General features: G+C 69.7%; 18 protein-coding genes. 4 read left to right on the top strand and 14 right to left on the bottom strand.

The genetic code is table 11. The features are described from left to right. Positions 1–35: 35 nt before the first annotated feature. Positions 36–473: a PaaI family thioesterase gene (locus QYS60_RS14640; RefSeq protein ID WP_003937647.1), complete on the top strand. Its 438-nt coding sequence runs from the start codon at positions 36–38 to the stop codon at positions 471–473. Positions 474–529: 56 nt separating this feature from the next. Further along, positions 530–1336: a class I SAM-dependent methyltransferase gene (locus QYS60_RS14635; RefSeq protein ID WP_371383496.1), complete on the top strand. Its 807-nt coding sequence runs from the start codon at positions 530–532 to the stop codon at positions 1334–1336. A 32-nt stretch (positions 1337–1368) separates the two neighbouring features. Here the strand turns inward: QYS60_RS14635 and QYS60_RS14630 are convergent, their stop codons facing one another. The 9 genes from QYS60_RS14630 to QYS60_RS14590 form a co-directional block, all read right to left on the bottom strand. After that, complete coding sequence (locus tag QYS60_RS14630; protein WP_371383495.1) at positions 1369–2673, bottom strand: amidohydrolase family protein; 1305 nt, start codon at positions 2671–2673, stop codon at positions 1369–1371. Positions 2674–2753: 80 nt separating this feature from the next. After that, positions 2754–3074 carry a DUF202 domain-containing protein gene (locus tag QYS60_RS14625; RefSeq protein ID WP_371383494.1) on the bottom strand — a complete coding sequence of 107 codons (321 nt, stop codon included), beginning with the start codon at positions 3072–3074 and terminating at the stop codon, positions 2754–2756. Positions 3075–3099: 25 nt separating this feature from the next. After that, on the bottom strand, positions 3100–3468 hold the full coding sequence (locus QYS60_RS14620; protein WP_003937644.1) for a YidH family protein: 369 nt from the start codon (positions 3466–3468) through the stop codon (positions 3100–3102). Positions 3469–3527: 59 nt separating this feature from the next. After that, positions 3528–3980, bottom strand: coding sequence for a ubiquinol-cytochrome c reductase iron-sulfur subunit (locus QYS60_RS14615; protein ID WP_003937643.1), 453 nt, complete (start codon positions 3978–3980; stop codon positions 3528–3530). Positions 3981–4021: 41 nt separating this feature from the next. After that, positions 4022–4585 carry a DUF6529 family protein gene (locus QYS60_RS14610; protein WP_371383493.1) on the bottom strand — a complete coding sequence of 188 codons (564 nt, stop codon included), beginning with the start codon at positions 4583–4585 and terminating at the stop codon, positions 4022–4024. Positions 4586–4621: 36 nt separating this feature from the next. Then, positions 4622–5266, bottom strand: a complete 645-nt coding sequence (locus QYS60_RS14605; protein WP_371383492.1) for a hypothetical protein — start codon at positions 5264–5266, stop codon at positions 4622–4624. Between the two features lie 88 nt (positions 5267–5354). Continuing rightward, entirely contained in the window at positions 5355–5828 is a 474-nt protein-coding gene (locus QYS60_RS14600; RefSeq protein ID WP_289381265.1) for a ubiquinol-cytochrome c reductase iron-sulfur subunit, read from the bottom strand. Positions 5829–5928: 100 nt separating this feature from the next. After that, complete coding sequence (locus tag QYS60_RS14595; protein ID WP_289381263.1) at positions 5929–7458, bottom strand: DHA2 family efflux MFS transporter permease subunit; 1530 nt, start codon at positions 7456–7458, stop codon at positions 5929–5931. A gap of 274 nt (positions 7459–7732) precedes the next feature. Beyond that, the gene (locus tag QYS60_RS14590; RefSeq protein ID WP_371383491.1) at positions 7733–9427 is read right to left on the bottom strand and encodes an FAD-dependent oxidoreductase; all 1695 of its coding nucleotides are present in this window, start codon (positions 9425–9427) and stop codon (positions 7733–7735) included. A gap of 154 nt (positions 9428–9581) precedes the next feature. Between QYS60_RS14590 and QYS60_RS14585 the strand changes: the two genes are divergently transcribed. Together QYS60_RS14585 and QYS60_RS14580 are read left to right on the top strand one after the other, a co-directional pair. Further along, positions 9582–10409, top strand: a complete 828-nt coding sequence (locus tag QYS60_RS14585) for an acyl-[acyl-carrier-protein] thioesterase (protein ID WP_371383490.1) — start codon at positions 9582–9584, stop codon at positions 10407–10409. A 23-nt stretch (positions 10410–10432) separates the two neighbouring features. Continuing rightward, positions 10433–10924, top strand: a complete 492-nt coding sequence (locus QYS60_RS14580; protein ID WP_003937636.1) for a histidine phosphatase family protein — start codon at positions 10433–10435, stop codon at positions 10922–10924. A gap of 10 nt (positions 10925–10934) precedes the next feature. Here QYS60_RS14580 and QYS60_RS14575 read toward each other — a convergent pair whose 3' ends face one another. From QYS60_RS14575 to QYS60_RS14555, 5 genes are all read right to left on the bottom strand, one after another. After that, positions 10935–11948: an iron-siderophore ABC transporter substrate-binding protein gene (locus tag QYS60_RS14575; protein WP_371383489.1), complete on the bottom strand. Its 1014-nt coding sequence runs from the start codon at positions 11946–11948 to the stop codon at positions 10935–10937. A 173-nt stretch (positions 11949–12121) separates the two neighbouring features. Then, on the bottom strand, positions 12122–16093 hold the full coding sequence (locus tag QYS60_RS14570; protein ID WP_003937634.1) for a DNA-directed RNA polymerase subunit beta': 3972 nt from the start codon (positions 16091–16093) through the stop codon (positions 12122–12124). A gap of 111 nt (positions 16094–16204) precedes the next feature. Further along, a complete protein-coding gene (locus tag QYS60_RS14565; RefSeq protein WP_003937633.1) occupies positions 16205–19711 on the bottom strand; it encodes a DNA-directed RNA polymerase subunit beta in 3507 nt (1168 codons plus the stop codon). A gap of 340 nt (positions 19712–20051) precedes the next feature. After that, entirely contained in the window at positions 20052–20942 is an 891-nt protein-coding gene (locus QYS60_RS14560; protein ID WP_371383488.1) for a hypothetical protein, read from the bottom strand. Between the two features lie 21 nt (positions 20943–20963). Then, positions 20964–21536, bottom strand: a complete 573-nt coding sequence (locus QYS60_RS14555; protein WP_371383511.1) for a hypothetical protein — start codon at positions 21534–21536, stop codon at positions 20964–20966. Positions 21537–21576 lie beyond the last annotated feature (40 nt).

Here is a 21576-nt window from a genome sequence, read left to right as displayed (position 1 = left end):
GGTGGGGCAGACTGCAGTCCGTGGAACTTCGCGGAGTGGACGACGCGGCGGCCGTGCTCGCAGCGCAACCGTTCAGCGTCCTGGTCGGCGCCCGGGTCGTCGGGTACGAGCCGGGACGTGCGGTGCTCGAGATCCCCCTGCGCCCGGAATTGCTGCAGCAGTTCGGGTTCGTCCACGGTGGAGTGCTGGCCTATGCGGCGGACAATTCCCTGACGTTCGCAGCGGGAACCGTGCTCGGATCGTCCATCGTGACGACCGGGTTCACGATCGACTACCTGCGCCCGGGTCGTGGCACGCTGCTGCGGGCCGAGGCGGCGGTCGTCGACTCGAGCCGGCGGCAGGCGCTGTGCCGGTGCGAGATCGTCGCCGTGACCGAGGACGGCACCGAGACCAAGGTGGCCGCGGCGCAAGGCGGCGCCCGGGTGATCGAGCTCGACCGCCGTTCGGGCGGGACGCCCGGATCCGGTTCGTAGGAAGCGGGGACGGTCCGCGCAGGTCGGCTCCGGAGGTCGGAGAGAGGAAGACAGCGATGACGGATCACGCCGCCGACGCCTGGGAGATCGCCGAGGCATACGAGCGCTATGTAGGCCGCTGGAGCCGCCCGGTCGCTTCGAAGTTCCTGCAATGGCTGCCCCCTGGCGGCGCGGGCGCGGCGTGGTGCGACGTGGGATGCGGGACCGGCGCCCTTGCGCACGCCGTCCTTGTCGCCGCGGAACCGGCCCGAGTCGTCGGGGTCGAGCCGTCCGAGGGCTTCGCCACGGCGGCCCGCACAGCGGTCGACGATCCCCGCTTCGAGGTCCGGCCGGGTACCGCTGCGGCGCTCCCGGCCGGGGACGGCGAGTTCGACCACGTCGTGTCCGGATTGGTGCTCAACTTCCTTCCCGATCCGCTCGAGGGTCTTGCCGAGATGCGTCGCGTCACCCGATCGGGCGGGACGATCGGCGGCTACGTGTGGGATTACGCCGAGGGCATGGAGATGATTCGCGCCTTCTGGGATGCGGCCGTCGACCTGGACGAGACGGCACGGGACCTGGACGAGGGCGTCCGTTTCCCGCTCTGCCGTCCCGGTCCCCTCCACGACCTGCTGGCGTCCGCAGGTCTCACCGGGGTGCGGATCGAGTCCCTCGAGGTTCCCACCGTGTTCGCCGACTTCGACGATTTCTGGGCACCGTTCCTCGGCGGTCAGGGACCCGCCCCCGGATATTGCCTGTCACTGCCGGCCGGGCGCCGAGCCGAGCTGCGGGCGGCACTCGATGCCCGCCTGCGCCGCGACGGAGCCGGCCGGATCGCGCTGACCGCCCGGTCGTGGGCCTTCCACGGCTCCGTGCCCGGGTGATACGGGCGTAGATCGTCCAGGCATGCCTCGCGCTATCGCGTTGTGGCGGCGAGCGTGCCGTGGAGGTAGACGGCACGGATGCGTTGCAGCGCGCGGATGTCGACGGTCACGTCGCCGTCGACGACAAGCAGGTCGGCGTCGTACCCGGTTCGGAGAGCACCTTTGCGGTCGCTGAGACCGCAGGCACGTGCTGCCCGGGAGGTCGCGGTGGCGAGAGCCGTGGTGACGTCGGCGCCGCCGACGACCAAGTCGGCGACGGCGAGCGCCAGGATGCCGTGGGCCTTCCCGTCGCTGATGCCGGCGTCGACCCCGGAAACGACATCGACCCCGGCGTGACAGAGCCGAACTGCCAACTCCTGCCGGGCTTCCCACGTCGTGCCGGTCTTCTGCAGCACGGCAAGGACACCGGGCGGCAGCGTCACGTCGGGTCGTCTTCCCAGGGTTGGGCAGACGACAATTCGGCTCTCGGCGAGGTGCCGAAGCACCGATTCGGGAAGATCGATTCCGTGCTCGGTGAGGCAGCTGCAGTGCTCGATTCCGTCGACACCGGCCGCGAGTGCCTGCCGGACGGCGGGCAGCCCGTGGGCATGGGCGGTGACAGGCAGTCCGGCGGCGTGAGATTCGTCGACCACGAGCCGAAGCTGACCGAGACGGTATTGGCAGGTCAGGACGTCGGTACCGGCGGTCATGGCTCCACCGCTCGCCATGACCTTGACGATGTCGACACGGCGATCTGCGCGTTCACGAACCGCAGCGCGGATCTCGTCGGATCGTTCGGCGGCGCCGCCCATGTGCCAGCAGTGGCCCTGGTGGGTGGTGATCGGGGGGCCGGCCGCCACGATGGTCGGACAACGCGCAGGTGATTCGTGCGCGAGGCGGTCCCGCCGGTCGACGACGGCCCAGTGTCGGTCGCCGAGGTCCCGCACGGTCGTGACACCGGCTGCGAGCTGATCGGCGAGACTGCGGTCGATGATCGCGTCGAGTTCGTCGTCGGTGAGGCCGGGGAGGCGATCGAGGGCGCCGTTGCGGGAGTCTCCGCAGAGATGGACGTGGCAGTCGACGAGCCCCGGCAGGATCGTGGCGTCGGGATAGTCGTGCAGTTGCCAGCCCGCCGGCGGCGCGCATGTGGCGGATTCCATTCCGATGATGCGGCCGTCCCGGCAGAGCACCAGGGCTCCGCCGGGAAGTGTCCGCTCACCGTCGAATGCGCAGTGCGCCCGAACCGCCAGCAGGCCCTCTGCCGGTGCTGCCGGTTCCGCCGGGGCAGACTGCGGGCGCGGCGCGTGACGGCCGGTGTCGGTGGCACCCGTGGCCGTGTCGACGGCTGGTGGACGCACATGTCCACGGTAGTCTCCGGCGCTGCCGCTGTCGTCGGCTTCCGGCACCGGACCCGGGACGGCGCGCATCGGCGCGGCGCTCACACCTGCGACGTGACGATGAGCGTGGCGGCGGCGAGCGCGAGGACCACGACGGTGACGGTCAGGACGATGTTGCGCCACCAGTGGTGCCTCGCCCGTCCCTCGATGAAGCGGCTCACCCGGGCGCGGTGCTCGCGTCCGCTCGTCACGAGCAGCACGAGCGCCGGGACCAGGCACAGCAGGCCGATCGTCACCACCACGGGGGCGGGGCCGGGGGCCAGGCGCAGAAACAGCAGGACCACCGCTCCCAGCCCGGTCGCCGTGCGCAGCCACGCGAGAGTGGTGCGCTCGGGCTGCAACCCGGGGTCGTCGTGTCTCATCGTCGGCCGGACCGCGGCGGCGCGCTCATACCAGGAGAGCCACGGTGAGGGCCAGAGCCCCGACCGCCAGCATCGCCGCCAGCAGGAAGGCGATCCGCGGCGGCGGCAGGGGGCGTTCGGTGCGCATCGCGGCCTCGATCTGCAGCCAGCGCCGCAGGGCGGCGATCACCAGGACCGCAGAGAACACGAGCAACGCACACGACAGTGTGGTCCGCACCACCGGTCCCACGACGTCGCCGGCGAAGGTCTCGAGCGCGACGGCCGCCGCGATGACGCCGAGCGCGGTGCGGATCCACGCGAGGAACGTGCGTTCGTTGGCGAGAGTGAAGCGGGCGTCGGGTTCGCCGCCTTCACGCAACGCCCGCGGCCGCCAGTCGCGCAGAGGTCCGATCACGCAATCGACCCTATCCCGGTGCCGCCCCGGGCGATCCGGCGGCCGGACGGCGGACCCGATTACGCGAGCGTGATCTCGCCGTTGTCGACGGTGACGGCCCTGCTCTCGAGGGGACGCGCGGCAGGGCCGTTCGCGACGGTGCCGTCGAGGTTGAACCGGCTGCCGTGGCAGGGACAGTTGATCGTGCCGTCCTGCACGGCCGCGACCGTGCAACCCTGATGAGTGCAGATCGCGCTGAAGGCGAGTACCTCGCCCGCGACCGGCTGGGTCACCACGACCTTCTGATCGGGGAAGACCTGTCCCCCGCCGACGGGGATGTCGGCGACAGCCGCAAGCGGTTGTCCTGCGGACGCGCCGGCCGGGGTCCCGCTGCCGGCATCCTGCGCTGCGGAGGTCTGCCCCGAGGCGGGCTCGTCGCCGTAGGTACTGCAGGCCGCGGTGGCAGCGACGGCGGCCACCCCGGCCCCCAGCAGCACCGAACGGCGGCTGACGGGAAACTGCTCGAGATCCATTTCCGGCTCCGATCGTGGGAGGGACACAGTGGGTTGGGGCGTCAGAACGTGATGCCCGTCGTGCGGAAGAAGTACAGCGCCGAGGTCGTCCACACGACCACGATCGCCGTGAACAGGACACCGCCGGCCAGGGGAACCGCCCATCCCGGCAGGCCCCGCCGGCTGAGGAGCAGCATCTTGGTCACGAACGCCCCGTAGAGGAGGCAACCGGCCAGCGAGTGCCACAGCACCCGCGGCTCACCGGTGCGGAAACCGAGCGCATACAGGCAGTGCACGGCGACGGGGACGGTGGCCAGCACGGCGAGGCGACCCGACCACACGTGCAGGGTCCCGATCCAGCTCGGCGCGCGCAGTCCCGGCAACCGTCCGTACATCCCGGCCGCCGAGACGAGTTGCACCAGTGCCAGCACACCGGCGAGGGTCGCCAGCCACGTCTTGACGGCGGTCGGGCTGGAGAACCCGGCGACGTTGATCGAGAAGAAGGTGGGCTCGTGCACGCTGCCGTAGACACCGAGGCCGACCGCGACGAGGGCGCCCACCAGGAATGCGACGATCACCGGGGTCGTTCGCGGCGGCGCGGTGGGATGGACCTGCGGTGTGCTCATCCGTCCTCCTCTCGGCGTCACCGCCCGGTGGCACCGTCAGAATGTGTCGCTGCCGGACACCAGGTCCGCGGTCACGGTCTCCCCGTCGACGACCGCCGTCCCGTCCGGCGCGAGGGCAGGGGCGGGTGTGGTGCCGCCGTCGCCGCCGCGGAGCACACCGGTGACGGTTCCGTCCTGCGTGACGATCCAGCTCGCCCGGACATCGCCGACGTTCGCGAGGTAGAGGCCGGCCGGAGGTTCGGCCGGCGCGGCGTCGAAGGTCCAGTTGCGGTCACCGAGCCAGAGGGTGCCGCGCACCGTCTCGCCGTCGAACTCGCCGTCGAGGCGGGCTCCTTCCCGGCCCTCGAGGTCGAGCTGGCCGGCGTCTGCGTCGCCGGCCAGCCACGATTCGATCGCGCTGCCGTCGCACGCGTACGCGACGGCGTCCCCGCCCTCGACGGCGATCGCGAGCGTGAGCGTTCCGGTCGCGACGGGGATCCGTCCGACGTAGGTGGCCTGCGCCGGGAATTCCACTGCGGCCGGGGTCGCTGTCGTCGTGGTGGTGGGGTCCGGCGCCGCCGTCGCGGCGGGACCCGGGGCCGGCGTCGCGCCGTCGTCCTCCTTGGAGACATTCACCGCGAGCAGCACGGCGGCGAGGACCACCACCGCCGCCAAGGTGATCAACGGCCCCCTGCGCACCATGGGTCCCCTTTGCCGGTCAGCACTTCAGGGATGATGTCGCGGTCGAATCTACTCCGGCCTCCCCCGTCCGCTCAGCGGATCGCGCGGATCAATCGACGACGACGTCCGCACCGCGGGCCCCGGCCGGCCGCGCCTTCAACGGCTTGCGGGCGGGACCTCTGCTCACGGTCCCGTCCAAGCGGAACCGGCTGCCGTGGCAGTCGCAGACGATCTCGTCGGCCACGACACCGGTGATGTTGCACCCCGAATGCGTGCACAATGCGACGAACGCCCGGTAGTCCCCGGCGACGGGTTGCGTCACCACCAGACGCCGGTCGGCGAACAGGACGCCGCTGCCCACCGGGATGTCCGCCGTGGCGGCGACGACCGCGGCGTCCGGACCGGGCTCCGGCGGAGTGGTCGGCGCGGCGGGGGTGCTGTCGGTTTCCTCGGTCTCGCCGCCGCACGCGGACAGGACCGCGGCAGCGGCGACGGCACCGGCCCCGCCGAACAGGGCGCGCCGGCACAGGTGCGGCTGTCCGCCTGTCGGCGCGGGGCGTCGGTCGGTGGGGTCGATGCTCATGAAATCGTCCGTTCGGGTCGCCGTCGTGGTGCCGGTACGAGGCTAGCCGCAGACACGCGGAGGGGCCGCGACGTACGTCACGGCCCCTCCGACGGGTGGTTCAGTGGACGACGACCGGCTGCAGTCCCTCCCCTGCCGGATACTTCGCGCGTGTGCGCGGCAGGAACAGCGCGGGGATCACCGCGAGCGCCATGAGAACCGTCGCGACGAGGAACGTGGTCGCGAAGGCGTCGGCGAGCGAGGTGAGAATCGACTCCTGGACCGGTGCGGGCATCTGGTCGAGCGCCGCCGGGTCCATCTGCCCGCCGCCCTCGGGTGCCCCCGCCGGGGTCGCGAGGCGGCTGCTCAGGATCACCGACATGGTCGCGGTGCCCACGGAACCGGCGGCCTGCTGGACGATGTTCATCAGCGTCGACCCGCGGGCCACGCTCTGATGGGTCAGCGTCTGCAGGGCGGCCGTCATCGTCGGCATCATCGTGGCGCCCATTCCCATGCCCATGACGAACAGCGCGCCGAGGAGCAGGACATAGGAAGTGTCCGTGCCCACCTGCGTGAAAACCGCCATGCCGAGCGTGACGAGGGTCAGGCCGACGAGCACGATCTTCCCGGGACCCATCCGGTCGACGAGCCGGCCGGCGATCGGCATGGTGAGCATGGCGCCGAGGCCCTGTGGTGCCAGCAGGATGCCCGCCGCCAGGGTCGACTCGCCCCGCACCTGGAGGAAGTAGCTGGGGAACAGCAGACCTGCGCCGAAGAACGCGATCGCGAACACCGACATGGTGAGTACCGCGAACGTCAGTTGGCGGTTGCGGAACAGGTACAGGTCGATCAGCGGGTTCCGGGCGCGCAAGGCGTGGAACACGAAGGCGACGATCAGCGCGACGCCGATCACGCCCGGAACGAGGACCCGCGTCGCGGCGACGGTGCCGACCTCCGGAATGGAGGAGACACCGAACAGGAACAGCGCCAGCCCCGGCGACAGGAGCGCCATGCCCACGAAGTCGAAGGACTCGGACCGGCTCGGGCGGTCCTTGGGCAGGATCACCACGGCGGCGACGAGCGCCACGACACCGATAGGCAGGTTGATCAGGAAGATCCAGTGCCAGCTGGCGGTGTCGATCAGCCACCCGCCGAGAATCGGGCCGCCGATCGGGCCCAGCAGCATCGGGATGCCGAGCACCGCCATCACGCGGCCGACCCGGTGCGGGCCCGCCGCGTGGGTCATGATCGTCATGCCCAACGGCATGAGCATGCCGCCCCCGAGGCCCTGCACGACCCGGAATGCGATGAGCGAGGTGATGTCCCACGCCATGCTGCACAGCACGGAGCCGGCGACGAACAGGACGAGTGCGGCGAGGTAGAGGCGCTTGGTGCCGAACCGGTCCGCGGCCCAGCCCGTGAGCGGAATCACGCTGGCGAGGGCCAGCGTGTAGGCGGTCATCGTCCACGCGACGGTCGCGTAGCTGGAGTCGAACTCCTTCATGAACGTCGGCACGGCGACGGAGACCACGGTCACGTCGAGGATCGACATGATGGCGCCGAGCACCACCACCGAGGCGATCTTCAGAACTGCCGCGTCGAGCTTGTCGCTCACCGGCGCGGCGGCCGGGCCCGCATGGGGGGCTGTCATGGGTAGGTCCTCTCGAGGCGCGAGGGCAGGCGGACCTGCCGGAACGGAGTCGAGGGCCGGGCAGTGCCGGACGGCGACGACCGTCTCGGCACGAGCCGCGTGTCACCGCCGGCGTGGACTGCGTGTCACCCTCGACGTGCCCGGCGACCAGCGCGCGCCCCGACAGCGCGGCGGATCGACCTCCCGGCCTGCGCTCCCCCGGCGGACGTCGCCGCGGGCGGTGCCGGGCACCGTCGGACGATTCTAGTGCCGGTGCAGGCGAAGCCCCAACCGGTTATCGGCGGACCAGACGCAGCAGGCCGCGCCCCGACCGCGGGCGGCCGGCCGCCGTCGTCGTCAGGCGTGCGCGATCGGTCAGCTTGACCCGTGGCCGGCCGGCCGCACGGCCGGCCGCGCGCTCGGCCTCGTCGATCTCGTGCCATCCGCTCAGTCCCACGCGGCTCGGGCGGCGCTGCCCGAGCAGGCGATCGAGTTCCCGCCGGCCGTACGCCGGCCGCGTGAGCCGACCGGCGTCGAAGTCGGCGAGCAGAGCCGCGACGGTTTCCTTGGCGCATGCCTTGTTGGTTCCGATCACGCCGCTCGGTCCGCGCTTGATCCACCCGGTGACGTACACACCCGGTCCGGCCCCGGTGACCCGCCCGTTCTCGTTGGGGACGATCGCGCGCCGCTCGTCGAACGGCACCCCCGGGAGCGGAACCCCGCGGTAGCCGATCGAGCGCAGCACCAGCTGCGCGTCGAGATGCAGAGCCTGCTCGGTGGGGCGGGCGACGAGCGCACCGTCGTCGCCGGGGATCAGTTCGTTGCGCACCGCCCGCAGGCCCGCGACCCGGTCGGTGCCCTCGATCTCGGTGGGTGACACGAGGTAACGGAACACGATGCGCTTGTTTCCCGGCCGGGGTTCGCGGCGCGCGTATTCGCGGGCGAGCCGCATCCGCATGGCGACCGCCGGGTCCGCCGCGGCGAGCTGCGCGCTGGCGGGGTCGAGGTCGAGCTCGGACTCGTCGACGACGACGTCGACCCCGTTCAGATCACCGAGGGCGAGGAATTCCGGATTGCTGTAGGCCGCCTGGGCCGGTCCGCGGCGGCCCAGCAGGACGACCTCGCGGATGTTGCTCCGGCGCAGCGCCTCGAGGGCGTGGTCGGCGATGTCGGTCCGGGCCAGTTCGTCGACATCCATGGTGAGGATGCGGGCGACGTCGAGTGCGACGTTGCCGTTGCCGACGAGGACCGCGCGTTCACCGGAGAGGTCGAAGGCCCGGTCGGCGTAGTCGGGGTGGCCGTTGTACCAGGCGACGAACTCGGTGGCGGCGTGGCTGCCGGGCAGGTCCTCGCCGGGAATGCCGAGGCTGCGGTCGGCGGATGCGCCGGTGGCGTAGACGACGGCGTGGTGATGGGCGAGCAGCTCGTCGTGGTCGAGGTCGCGGCCCACCTCGACGTCGAGGTGCAGGGCGAACGCGTCGCGACGGAACGACCATTCGAACGACTCGGTGACGGCCTTGGTCCCGGGGTGGTCGGGCGCGACGCCGCTACGGACCAGGCCCCAGGGGGTCGGCAGCCGGTCGAACATCTCCACCTCGACGTTCGAGCGCTCGAGCAGTTCCTGCGCGGCGTAGCACGCCGCGGGGCCGGCTCCGACGACCGCGACCCGCAGGGTCTCCTGCCCCCGGGGCGGGGCGGGGGTCGGGGTGAGCGGGTTCCAGTTCTCGGGCATCGGGTGCGCCGTGTAGTAGTCGGCGTTGATGTCCTTGAACCGGGCCTGGGTCTCGGTGAGCCGGTCCTCGGGGAAGATCGCCTCGACCGGGCAGGCGTCCGCGCACGCGCCGCAGTCGATGCAGGTCTGCGGATCGATGTGCAGCATCTCGGTCTGCGCGAACTCGCGCTCCTCCGGGGTGGGATGGATGCAGTTCACCGGGCACACGGCGACGCAGCTCGCATCGTTGCAGCATGTCTGGGTGATCACGTAGGCCATGTCGCGTCCTCGAAGAGCCGGGACCGGATTTCATGTGACATCCGGTAACAGTTACATCGACTGTAGCCTCGGGGTTCGCCCCTCGCAAGATTCGCTGCGGCCCAGCCCCGCAACTGTCAGAATCGGCGGGGCCCGACGAAGACCAGGGGGACGCATGGGTTCGGACACCTCCGCGGCAGCGGCAACCGCGGACACCGCCGCGGCAGCGGCACCGGGAAAGCCCGCACCGGAGGACGCGTGGGCGCAGCCCCTCGACACCACTCCCCCGCCCGACGACGCGTTCCGGTCCACGCGCACGGTGCGCACCGGCGACGTCGACAGCCGGGAACGGCTCCGGCTCGACGGGGTTGCCCGCTACCTGCAGGACATCGGCACCGACAACCTCGACGCCGTCGATGCCACCGACACCGATCCGCTGTGGATCGTGCGCCGCACCGTCGTCGACGTGCACCGGCCGGCCCGCTTCCGGGAACAGCTCGAACTGCGCCGGTGGTGTGATGCCCTGTCCACCCGGTGGGCCAACGTCCGTGTCAGCTTCGAAGGCACCGGCGGCGCCGCGATGGACACCTCGGCGTTCTGGATCAACATCGGGCCCACCAACGGCATGCCGGCTCGGATCAGCGACCGGCTCTGGGAACACATGGCTCGCCACGCCGCGGACACCCGCCTGCGGTGGCGGGCGTGGTTGCCGCCCACACCGTCCGCCGACGCCGACGCCGGCACGCACTTCCCGCTGCGGGCCACCGACATCGATCCGTTCGACCACGTCAACAACGCCGCCTACTGGCACGGCATCGAGGAGCACCTGGCCGGACGGCCGGAGTTGCAGACCGCCCCGTATCGTGCGGCGATCGAGCACCTTCGACCGGTCGTCGCCGGCGACACGCTCGTTCTGCGGGCCCGGCACGACGCCGACTCGCTGACCCTGTGGTTCACGGTCGACGACGAGGTGCGGGCGGTGGCACGCGTCGGCCGCCGGTGAACGTCACCGCCTAGGGTGAACCCATGACCCGCACCCTGATCCTGTTGCGGCACGGGAAGTCCGCGTACCCGGACGGCGTCGCCGATCACGAGCGCCCGCTCGCCCCCCGAGGGCGGCGTGAGGCCGGTCTCGCCGGGCGCTGGCTGCGGGCCCACCAGCCCCCCGTCGACGCCGTGCTGTGTTCGACCGCGACGCGGGCCCGCAAGACGCTCGCAGAGGCCGCCGTCGAGGCGGCCACAGACTTCCTCGACGATCTCTACGAGGCCACGCCGAAGCGGATCGTCGACGCGATCCGCCGGGTTCCGGACGACGTGTCCACGCTGCTCGTCGTGGGACACGAACCCGTCCTGTCGGCGACGACGCTGCTGCTCTCAGCCGACCACGACTCCGACGCGGCCCGTCAGATCCTCGAGAAGTTCCCGACTTCCGCCGTGGCGGTGCTCGAGGTGCGCGGGACGTGGCACGACCTCGGCGCCCGTGGGGCCACCCTGGTCGATTTCCACATCCCGCGCTGACCGGGAGCCGCTACTTCACCGCCGCGGCGAGCGCCTCCAGATAGGCGTCGATCCCCCAGGTCAGGGACAGGACCGTGGGGGGCGACACCGCGGCGATCAGTTCGGTGCCGTTCACCGTCGCCACCCTGCCCTCGGTGACCTGCTGCATGGTCTGTGCCCACGGCTGGGCGAGCGTGCGTTCCTGCGCTGCGGCGTCGTCGGCGTAGGAGAGGAGAATGTCGCTGGTGAGCTTGCCGGCCTCTTCGAAGCTCATCGTGAAGTAGAAACTGGACTCGTCCGTGCTCAGTTCGGTCACGCTCGGGGCGCTGACGAGACCGAGGTCGGTGAGGAACTCCACGCGCGAATCGGCGGGCTTGTAGACGTAGAACGTGTCGCCCGTGTCCCACACCGCGGCGACAGTGCGGCCCTGCAGCTGCGGATACTCCGCGGCCTTGTCGGCGATGATCGCCTCGGTGTCGGCGATCAGGCGCTCTGCGTCGTCGGAGCGGCCCAGCGCCTGCCCGACCGTGGAGACGACGTCGCGCCACGGGGTGGCCCACGGCTCACCGGGGTACGCGACCGTGGGAGCGATCCGGCTGAGGGTGTCGTACTGGTCCTGGGTGAGCCCGGAGTAGTTGGCGAGGATGACGTCCGGGCGGGCCGCCGCGATCTGCTCGACCGGCACGTCCGTGCCGTCGTTCTGCAGGATTGTCGGTGTCTCGGCGTTGAGTTCGGTGAGCTCGTCTCCGATCCACGGCAGGACGCCCTGCTCGTCACCGCCGTACGACTGTGCCGGCATGGCGACGGGGACGACCCCGAGGGCGAGGGCGGCATCGGTGCTCCCGAAGCCCCAGGTGACCACCCGTTCGGGCTCGGACTCGATCGTGGTGTCACCGAGGGCGTGCTCGATCGTCACAGGGAAAGCGCCCCCGCCCGGGCCGGACGCCTCGGCGGGGTCGTCGCCGCCCGACGAGCACGCGGTCAAGGCGAACGTGAGAGCGAAACCGGCTGCGGCAAGCAACCTCGGGATTCGGGTCGACGGCACTGGCGTTCCCTTCGAAGAATTAGGAGTGCCTACCCAAACTATCGGATCGACCCTGCTGCCGCGCGGGTACCCCCGGAACCCAGAAGGCCCCGCCCCCGAAGAGAAGAGGGCGGGACCTTCGTGGCTACGGCAGGTGCCTGACCGCGGCCGGCGGACCGGCTGCGGCGACGGCTCTACCGGTAGTCGCTGGAGTAACCGTAGTCGTCGAGCGGGACCGCGGCGCCGGTGTTCTGGCCGAAGCCCTCCGGCGAGTAGTACTGATCCTCGTACGACGGGATCGCGTACGCGGCCGCGCGGGCCTCCTCGGTCGGCTGCACCTGGATGTTCCGGTACCGGTTGATGCCGGTGCCGGCCGGGATCAGCTTGCCGATGATCACGTTCTCCTTCAGACCGATCAGCTTGTCCGAGCGGCAGTTGATCGCCGCGTCGGTCAGCACGCGAGTGGTCTCCTGGAACGACGCCGCCGACAGCCACGAATCGGTGGCCAGCGACGCCTTCGTGATGCCCATGAGCACGGGACGGCCGGCAGCCGGCTCCCCGCCCTCGGCGACGACGCGCCGGTTCGAGGCCTCGAACTCGCTGCGCTCGACCAGCGATCCGGGGAGGAACTCCGTCGACCCCGAGTCGATGATCGTCACGCGGCGCAGCATCTGGCGCACGATGACCTCGATGTGCTTGTCGTGGATCGACACACCCTGGCTGCGGTACACCTCCTGGACCTCGTTGACGAGGTGGACCTGCACCTGGCGCGGTCCCATGACCCGCAGCACCTCGTGCGGATCGGCCGCACCCTCGAGCAGCTGCTGACCGACCTCCACGTGGTCGCCGTCCGTCAGGACACCTTCGGTCCCGTCCGCCTTACGGATGACGTGCAGACGCTGACGCTTCGACAGCTTGTCGTACACGACCTCCTCGCCACCGTCGTCCGGGACGATGGTGATCTTGTAGAAGCGGTCGTCGTCCTCGAGTCGCACGCGACCGGAGACGTCGGCGATGGGCGCCTTGCCCTTCGGGACACGGGCCTCGAACAGTTCCTGCACACGGGGCAGACCGCCGGTGATGTCCTCACCGACGCCACCCTGGTGGAACGTACGCATCGTCAGCTGCGTACCGGGCTCACCGATGGACTGGGCGGCGACGATACCGACGGCCTCGCCGATGTCGACGAGCTTGCCGGTCGCCATCGAGCGGCCGTAGCAGGTGGCGCACACGCCGGTACCGGTGTCGCAGGTCAGCACGGAGCGGACCTTGACCTTCCGGATGCCGGCGGCCAGCAGCGCCTCGATCGCCGGGTCGCCGAGGTCGCTGCCCCGGGTGACGACGACGTTGCCGCCCGCGTCGACCGCATCGGTGGCCAGCGTACGGGCGTACGTGCTGGTCTCGATGTGGGCGTCGCGCACCAGGCGACCGGTCTCGGCGCCCGTCCCGTCCCGCTCGGGCTCGGCGATGATCATCTCGATACCGCGCGGCGTGCCGCAGTCGGTCTCGCGGACGATGACGTCCTGCGACACGTCCACCAGACGACGGGTCAGGTAACCCGAGTCGGCGGTACGCAGCGCGGTGTCGGCAAGACCCTTACGCGCACCGTGGGTGTTGATGAAGTACTCGAGCACGGTCAGGCCCTCGCGGAACGAGGACTTGATCGGGCGCGGGATGAACTCGCCCTTCGGGTTCGTCACCAGACCCTTCATGCCCGCGAGCGAGCGGATCTGGGTCATGTTGCCCGCGGCGCCGGACTTCACGATCGTCGGGATCGGGTTGTCGTCCGGGTAGTGGGCCTCCATGGCCTGACCGACCTCTTCGGTCGCCTCCTGCCACAGCTTGACGAGCGAGTCGCGCCGCTCCTCCTTCGAGAGGGCACCACGAGCGAACTTGCGCTCGAGCTGATCCGCCGACGCCTCGTAGCGCTCGAGGATGTCCTTCTTCTCCGGCGGCACCAGCACGTCGGCCATCGACACGGTCACACCCGAACGGGTGGCCCAGTAGAAGCCGGCGTCCTTGAGCTTGTCGACGGTCTGCGCGACGACGATCATCGGGTAGCGCTCGGCGAGATCGTTGATGATCGCGGCCTGACGCTTCTTCGGCATGACGTCGTTGACGAAGCCGTAGTTCACCGGCAGCAGCTCGTTGAACAGCACGCGACCGAGCGTGGTCTGCACGGTCCAGCCGTCGCCGAAGTTCCAGCCGTCGGGGAACAGTTCCGTCTCGATGTCCCGTGACGGACGCTGCTGCTCCAGGCGCACCTTGATGGGGGCCTGCACCGACAGCACGCCGCGGTCCACGGCCATGATCGCCTCGGCGGGAGACGAGTACACGCCCTGCTCCGGCTCACCGTCGGTGGCCGGCCGGTACGCACCCGGCGCGTCCTCGACCAGACGGGTCAGGTGGAACAGACCCGTCACCATGTCCAGACGCGGCATGGCGAGCGGACGGCCCGATGCCGGCGACAGGATGTTGTTCGACGACAGCATCAGCACGCGGGCCTCGGCCTGCGCCTCCGCCGACAGCGGCAGATGCACGGCCATCTGGTCGCCGTCGAAGTCGGCGTTGAAGGCCTCACACACGAGCGGGTGCAGCTGGATGGCCTTGCCCTCGACGAGCTGCGGCTCGAACGCCTGGATGCCGAGACGGTGCAGCGTGGGAGCACGGTTGAGCAGCACGGGGTGCTCGTTGATGACCTCTTCGAGGACGTCCCACACCTGCGGACGCTGCCGCTCGACCATCCGCTTGGCGGACTTGATGTTCTGCGCGTGGTTCAGATCGACCAGACGCTTCATCACGAACGGCTTGAACAGCTCGAGAGCCATCAGCTTCGGCAGACCGCACTGGTGCAGCTTGAGCTGCGGGCCGACGACGATGACCGAACGGCCCGAGTAGTCGACACGCTTGCCGAGCAGGTTCTGACGGAACCGGCCCTGCTTGCCCTTGAGCAGGTCGGACAGCGACTTGAGCGGACGGTTGCCCGGACCGGTGACCGGCCGGCCGCGACGGCCGTTGTCGAACAGCGCGTCCACGGACTCCTGCAGCATCCGCTTCTCGTTGTTGACGATGATCTCGGGGGCACCGAGGTCGATCAGTCGCTTGAGGCGGTTGTTGCGGTTGATGACACGGCGGTACAGATCGTTGAGATCGGAGGTCGCGAAGCGGCCACCGTCGAGCTGCACCATCGGGCGCAGCTCCGGCGGGATCACCGGCACCGCGTCGAGGACCATGCCCATGGGCGAGTTGCCGGACTGCTGGAACGCCGCGACGACCTTCAGTCGCTTGAGGGCGCGCAGCTTCTTCTGGCCCTTGCCGCTGCGGATGGTCTCGCGCAGCGACTCGGCCTCGGCGTCGATGTCGAAGTTCTCGATGAGCTTCTGGATCGACTCGGCGCCCATCGCGCCGGTGAAGTACTCGCCGTAACGGTCCTGCAGCTCGCGGTAGAGCAGCTCGTCGACGATCAGGTCCTTCGGCTTGAGCTTGGTGAAGGTGTTCCAGATCTCCTCGAGCCGGTCCAGCTCACGCTGGGCACGGTCGCGCAGCTGACGCATCTCGCGCTCGCCGCCGTCCTTGACCTTGCGGCGGACGTCGGACTTGGCACCCTCGGCCTCGAGCTCGGCCAGGTCGGCTTCCAGCTTCTGCGCGCGAGCCTCGAGGTCGGCGTCGCGCTGGTCGGCGACGGACTTCTTCTCGACCTCCATCTCGGCCTCGAGGGTCGAGAGCTCGTTGTGGCGCAGCTCGTCGTCCACGGCCGTGATGACGTACGCGGCGAAGTAGATGATCTTCTCGAGATCCTTCGGCGCCAGGTCGAGCAGGTAACCGAGGCGGCTCGGCACACCCTTGAAGTACCAGATGTGTGTGACCGGCGCGGCGAGCTCGATGTGGCCCATGCGCTCGCGGCGCACCTTGGCGCGAGTCACCTCGACGCCGCAGCGCTCACAGATGATGCCCTTGAAGCGGACACGCTTGTACTTGCCGCAGTAGCACTCCCAGTCCCGGGTGGGGCCGAAGATCTTCTCGCAGAAGAGGCCGTCCTTCTCGGGCTTGAGCGTGCGGTAGTTGATGGTCTCCGGCTTCTTGACCTCACCGTACGACCAGTTGCGGATGTCCTCCGCGGTGGCCAAGCCGATGCGGAGTTCATCGAAGAAGTTGACGTCGAGCACGTAACTTCCTTTCCCCTTCACGGGTTTTGTTGCTGCTAGTTGTCGCTGTTGCTGCCGGGGCCCGACGAGATGCAGTCCGCCGTGCGGAGGTGCATCTCATCGGGTCGGCTCCTAGTTCGCGAGGTCGTCGACCGTGGCCGACTCGTTGCGGGAAAGGTTGATGCCCAGGTTGGCCGCCGCCCGCTCGAGGTCCTCGTCGTCGCCGTCGGCCATCGCGATGGCCGCGCCGTCGCTGGAGAGCACCTCCACGTTCAGGCACAGCGACTGGAGTTCCTTGAGGAGCACCTTGAAGGACTCGGGGATACCCGGCTCCGGGATGTTCTCGCCCTTGACGATGGCCTCGTAGACCTTCACGCGACCCACCACGTCGTCCGACTTGATGGTGAGCAGCTCCTGCAGCGTGTACGCCGCACCGTAGGCCTGCATGGCCCAGCACTCCATCTCGCCGAACCGCTGGCCACCGAACTGCGCCTTACCACCGAGCGGCTGCTGGGTGATCATCGAGTACGGGCCGGTCGAACGGGCGTGGATCTTGTCGTCGACCAGGTGGTGCAGCTTGATGATGTACATGTAGCCGACCGACACCGGGTACGGGAACGGCTCGCCGGAACGTCCGTCGAACAGCGTCGCCTTGCCGTCGGCGCCGACCATGACCTCGCCGTCACGGTTCGGCAGCGTCGAGCCGAGCAGACCCGTCAGCTCGTCCTCGCGGGCACCGTCGAACACCGGGGTGGCGATGTTGGTGTCCGGATCGGCGGCGAGCATGTCGTCGGACAGGTTCTTCGCCCACTCGGGACGCTCACCGTCGCCGGCGACCTGGACATTCCAGCCGGCCTTGCCGATCCAGCCGAGGTGCGTCTCGAGAATCTGGCCGATGTTCATACGACGCGGGACACCGTGCGTGTTGAGGATGATGTCCACCGGAGTGCCGTCGGGCAGGAACGGCATGTCCTCCTGCGGGAGGATCTTGCCGATGACGCCCTTGTTGCCGTGCCGGCCGGCGAGCTTGTCGCCGTCCTGGATCTTGCGCTTCTGCGCCACGTACACGCGGACGAGCTCGTTGACACCCGGGGGCAGATCGTCGTCGTCCTCGCGCGAGAACACGCGGACGCCGATGACCTTGCCGGTCTCACCGTGCGGCACCTTCAGCGACGTGTCACGCACCTCGCGGGCCTTCTCACCGAAGATCGCGCGCAGCAGCCGCTCCTCGGGGGTCAGCTCGGTCTCGCCCTTCGGGGTGACCTTGCCGACGAGGATGTCGCCGTCGCGCACCTCGGCGCCGATGCGCACGATGCCACGCTCGTCCAGGTCCGCGAGGACCTCGTCCGAGACGTTCGGGATGTCGCGGGTGATCTCCTCGGCACCGAGCTTGGTGTCGCGGGCGTCGATCTCGTGCTCCTCGATGTGGATCGAGGTGAGCACGTCCTCCTCGACGAGGCGCTGCGACAGGATGATCGCGTCCTCGTAGTTGTGGCCTTCCCACGGCATGATCGCCACGAGCAGGTTCTTGCCGAGTGCCATCTCACCGTTCTCGGTGCAGGGGCCGTCGGCGAGGACCTGGCCGGACTCGACGCGCTGCCCCTCGTCCACGATCGGCCGCTGGTTCGAGCAGGTGCCCTGGTTCGAGCGGTCGAACTTGCGCAGACGGTAGGTGCGGCGGGTGCCGTCGTCCGCCATCACGGTGATGAAGTCGGCCGAGACCTCCTCGATCACGCCGGACTTCTCGGTGACGACGACGTCGCCCGCATCGACGGCGGCACGCAGTTCCATGCCGGTACCGACGACAGGAGCCTCGTTGCGCACCAGCGGCACGGCCTGACGCTGCATGTTCGCACCCATGAGGGCACGGTTGGCGTCGTCGTGCTCGAGGAACGGGATCATGGCCGTGGCCACGGACACCATCTGCCGCGGCGAGACGTCCATGTAGTCAACCTCGGTCGCCGCGACGAATTCGACCTCGCCGCCCTTCTTGCGGACGAGGACGCGCTCCTCGCTGAAGCGGCCGTCGGCGTCGACCGGCGAGTTGGCCTGCGCCACGACGTGGCGGTCCTCCTCGTCGGCGGTGAGGTAGTCGACCTGATCGGTGACGATGCCGTCCTCGACCTTGCGGTACGGGGTCTCGATGAAGCCGAACGGGTTGACCCGCGCGTACACCGACAGGGAGCCGATCAGGCCGATGTTCGGGCCTTCCGGGGTCTCGATCGGGCACATGCGGCCGTAGTGCGAGTGGTGGACGTCGCGGACCTCGAGGCCGGCGCGCTCACGGGACAGACCACCCGGGCCGAGCGCCGAGAGGCGGCGCTTGTGGGTCAGACCCGACAGCGGGTTGTTCTGGTCCATGAACTGCGACAGCTGGGAGGTTCCGAAGAACTCCTTGATCGCAGCCACGACGGGACGGATGTTGATCAGCGTCTGCGGCGTGATGGCCTCGACGTCCTGGGTGGTCATCCGCTCACGGACGACGCGCTCCATGCGGGACAGGCCGACGCGGATCTGGTTCTGGATGAGCTCGCCGACGGTACGCAGGCGACGGTTGCCGAAGTGGTCGATGTCGTCGACCTCGACGGGAACCTCGACGCCGCCCGGCGCCGTCATGGTGTTCTCACCGGCGTGCAGGCGCACCAGGTACTCGATGGTGGCGACGATGTCTTCCTCGGTGAGGGTCGACGCCTCGATCGGCTGGCCGGCGTTCAGGCCCAGCTTCTTGTTGATCTTGTAACGTCCCACGCGCGCCAGGTCGTAGCGCTTGTCCTTGAAGAAGAGGTTCTCCAGCAGGGTCTGCGCGCTCTCCTTGGTGGGCGGCTCGCCCGGGCGCAGCTTGCGGTAGATGTCCAGCAGAGCCTCGTCGGTACCGGCCGTGTTGTCCTTCTCGAGGGTGGACATCATGATCTCGGAGAAACCGAAGCGCTCGACGATCTGCTCGTTGGTCCAGCCGAGCGCCTTGAGCAGCACCGTGACCGGCTGGCGGCGCTTGCGGTCGATCCGCACGCCGACGGTGTCGCGCTTGTCGACGTCGAACTCGAGCCACGCGCCGCGGCCCGGGATCACCTTGACGCTGTGCAGGTCCTTCTCGGTGCTCTTGTCGACCGTGCGGTCGAAGTACACGCCCGGCGAACGCACCAGCTGCGAGACGACGACGCGCTCGGTGCCGTTGATGATGAAGGTGCCCTTGTCGGTCATCATCGGGAAGTCACCCATGAAGACCGTCTGGCTCTTGATCTCGCCGGTGTTGTTGTTGATGAACTCGGCAGTGACGAACAGCGGCGCCGCGTACGTCATGTCCTTGTCCTTGCACTCCTCGACCGAGGCCTTGACCTCGTCGAAGCGCGGGTCGGAGAAGGACAGGGACATCGACCCGGAGAAATCCTCGATCGGAGAGAGCTCCGCGAGGATCTCCTCGAGCCCGCCGACGACGGGACCGTCACCGCGTTCGGCGGCGAGCGCGCGCCAGCGCTCGGAGCCGATCAGCCATTCGAAGGAATCTGTCTGTAGATCGAGGAGCCCGGGAACTTCGAGAGGTTCGCGAATCTTCGCGAACGAGACCCTCTTCGGGGCTCCGGGGATTCCGGCAACTGCCTTGGTCTGGCTAGAGACTGCCAAGATGCGTCCTTCCAGCACCTCACGCGGGCCGCTCCAACCGGTGCGACCGCCGCTGTACCTGCTTCTTCATGTGGGGCGTTATCGCTGGTTGCAACCCGAAAGACAACCCCACCGCGAAGTCGGCGGAACGAACCCCGGAGGGCAACGCTCCCCGCGATGCGGTCGAGAGATGGACAGGAGGCAGCCAGCGCAAAGTCCGAACTTACACCCAAAAGTCGCAGATGTCGAGCGACGGCACGAAAAGAAGCGCCCGACCCCGGGCGCCCAGGACGCATATTCGTGCGTGCGTACCGATAGAGTGACCGCTCACGCCGTCCGCGTCAAGAGCAACCGCGCCGATCCCCGGTCACCGCGCTCGTCAGCGGTCCCGGATCTCGGAGACCAGCCACGTGCCGTCGATCTTCTCCATCCGCACCAGCAGCGGCGCCGACGCACTGCCCTGGGCGACCGCGTCGCCGGTCGCGCTGACGCTGATGAACGCCGCGACCTCGGCCCGGTCGTCGTCGAGCATCGACGCACCGATGTGGTCGATGCGCACCTCCGTCGCGGTGTGTGTCTGCACCGCGGCCTGCTTGGTGACATCCGCGGTCAGATCGAACTCCTCCCGCATCGGCGGGGTGAGGACCTCTCGGATCGCGGCGAAGTCCTCGTCGATCGTCTCGTGGTTGTAGCCGTGCATCGTCTCGATCGCATTACCGGCGGCGGCGGTGACCTCGGACGTCGCGGCGCTGTCGACCCATGCCTCGTTGGTCACCGTCGCTCCGGGACGGGCGGCGGCGACCGCGGCGAACGCACCGAGCGCAAGCGCGGCACCGCCGACGATCGCCACCGGACGCCAGCTGCCGCGCGAGACGGTGCCGCCGGCCTGCGCTGCCGGTTCCGCCACGTCCCCACCGTCGTCGACGGACGCCGGTTCACGAGACTCGGGGGCGCTCTCGAGGTCGGAGTCCTGCCCCACCGGGGCCGTCGAAGGCTCGGACCCGGCTGCTTCGGGGGCCGCCGTTCCCGCCCGGGCCGTCGGAGACGGGGTGGGCTCGGGCGGGGTGGGCTCGGGCGAGGTGGACGCGGTCGGGGCGATCTCGGTCGAGGTCGGCTCGGTCGGGTTCGGCTCGGTCGGGGTCGGCTCGGTCGGGGTCGGCTCGGGGCGGGCGGCACCGCCCGCACCCGGGGTCCGGCCCGTCCCCGCGATCTTGGGCCGTCGGCCCCTCGGAGGACCGGCCGGATTGGGCTTGCGACGCTGCGGGGGCACTACACATTCTCCTTCATCGGCTCACTCGCCTGCGGCGGGTCCGGGTTCGGCCGGGGGCACGGGGGTGGGTTCGGGCGGCGCGGGTTGCTGCGCTCCCTCCGCCGGCCCGGCACCGAGCTGCACGGAGTCCAGCGGCTGGATCGTCTCCGCCTTCCACACGTCGCCGTCCTTGCGCATCGCCACGTTCACGGTGACCTTGTTCTCGACGAAGTTGTCGGGCCAGGTGGTCTTCACCGCCAGGACGACCAGGGCCTGCGCCGTGTCGGCGTCCGTGTCGAGCGCCGTCAGCGAACCGAACAGCACGTCTGCCGACATGCCCGTGCCCGTCTGGGCCACCTGTTCCCGGATCTGCTGCTCCGTCGCGGCCAGATCGTTGTTCAGGGCCTCGCCGGTGATCGAGGACCGCATGTTCTCGATCGACGTGTCGACATCGGCGGCGTCGACGCTGTTGAGATTGATCGCGGCCTGCATCGCCCCGGACAGGGCGGCGTCCCGCGCCTCGGCGGCCGGACGGTCCACGAGCAGGGTCCGCCCCCATCCGAAGCCGAACCAGGCGGCCGCGGCGAGCGCGACCACCGCCAGCACGCTCACCACTACCAGAACGATCCTGCGCATCTTGTCGCCGCCCGCCCCC

Origin of the sequence: Rhodococcus sp. GXMU-t2271, from assembly GCF_041414735.1 — a bacterium.
Lineage (GTDB): Bacteria > Actinomycetota > Actinomycetes > Mycobacteriales > Mycobacteriaceae > Rhodococcus > Rhodococcus indonesiensis.
Note: the sequence above shows the minus strand (reverse complement) of the source record. Positions and strands in the feature narration are given on the sequence as shown.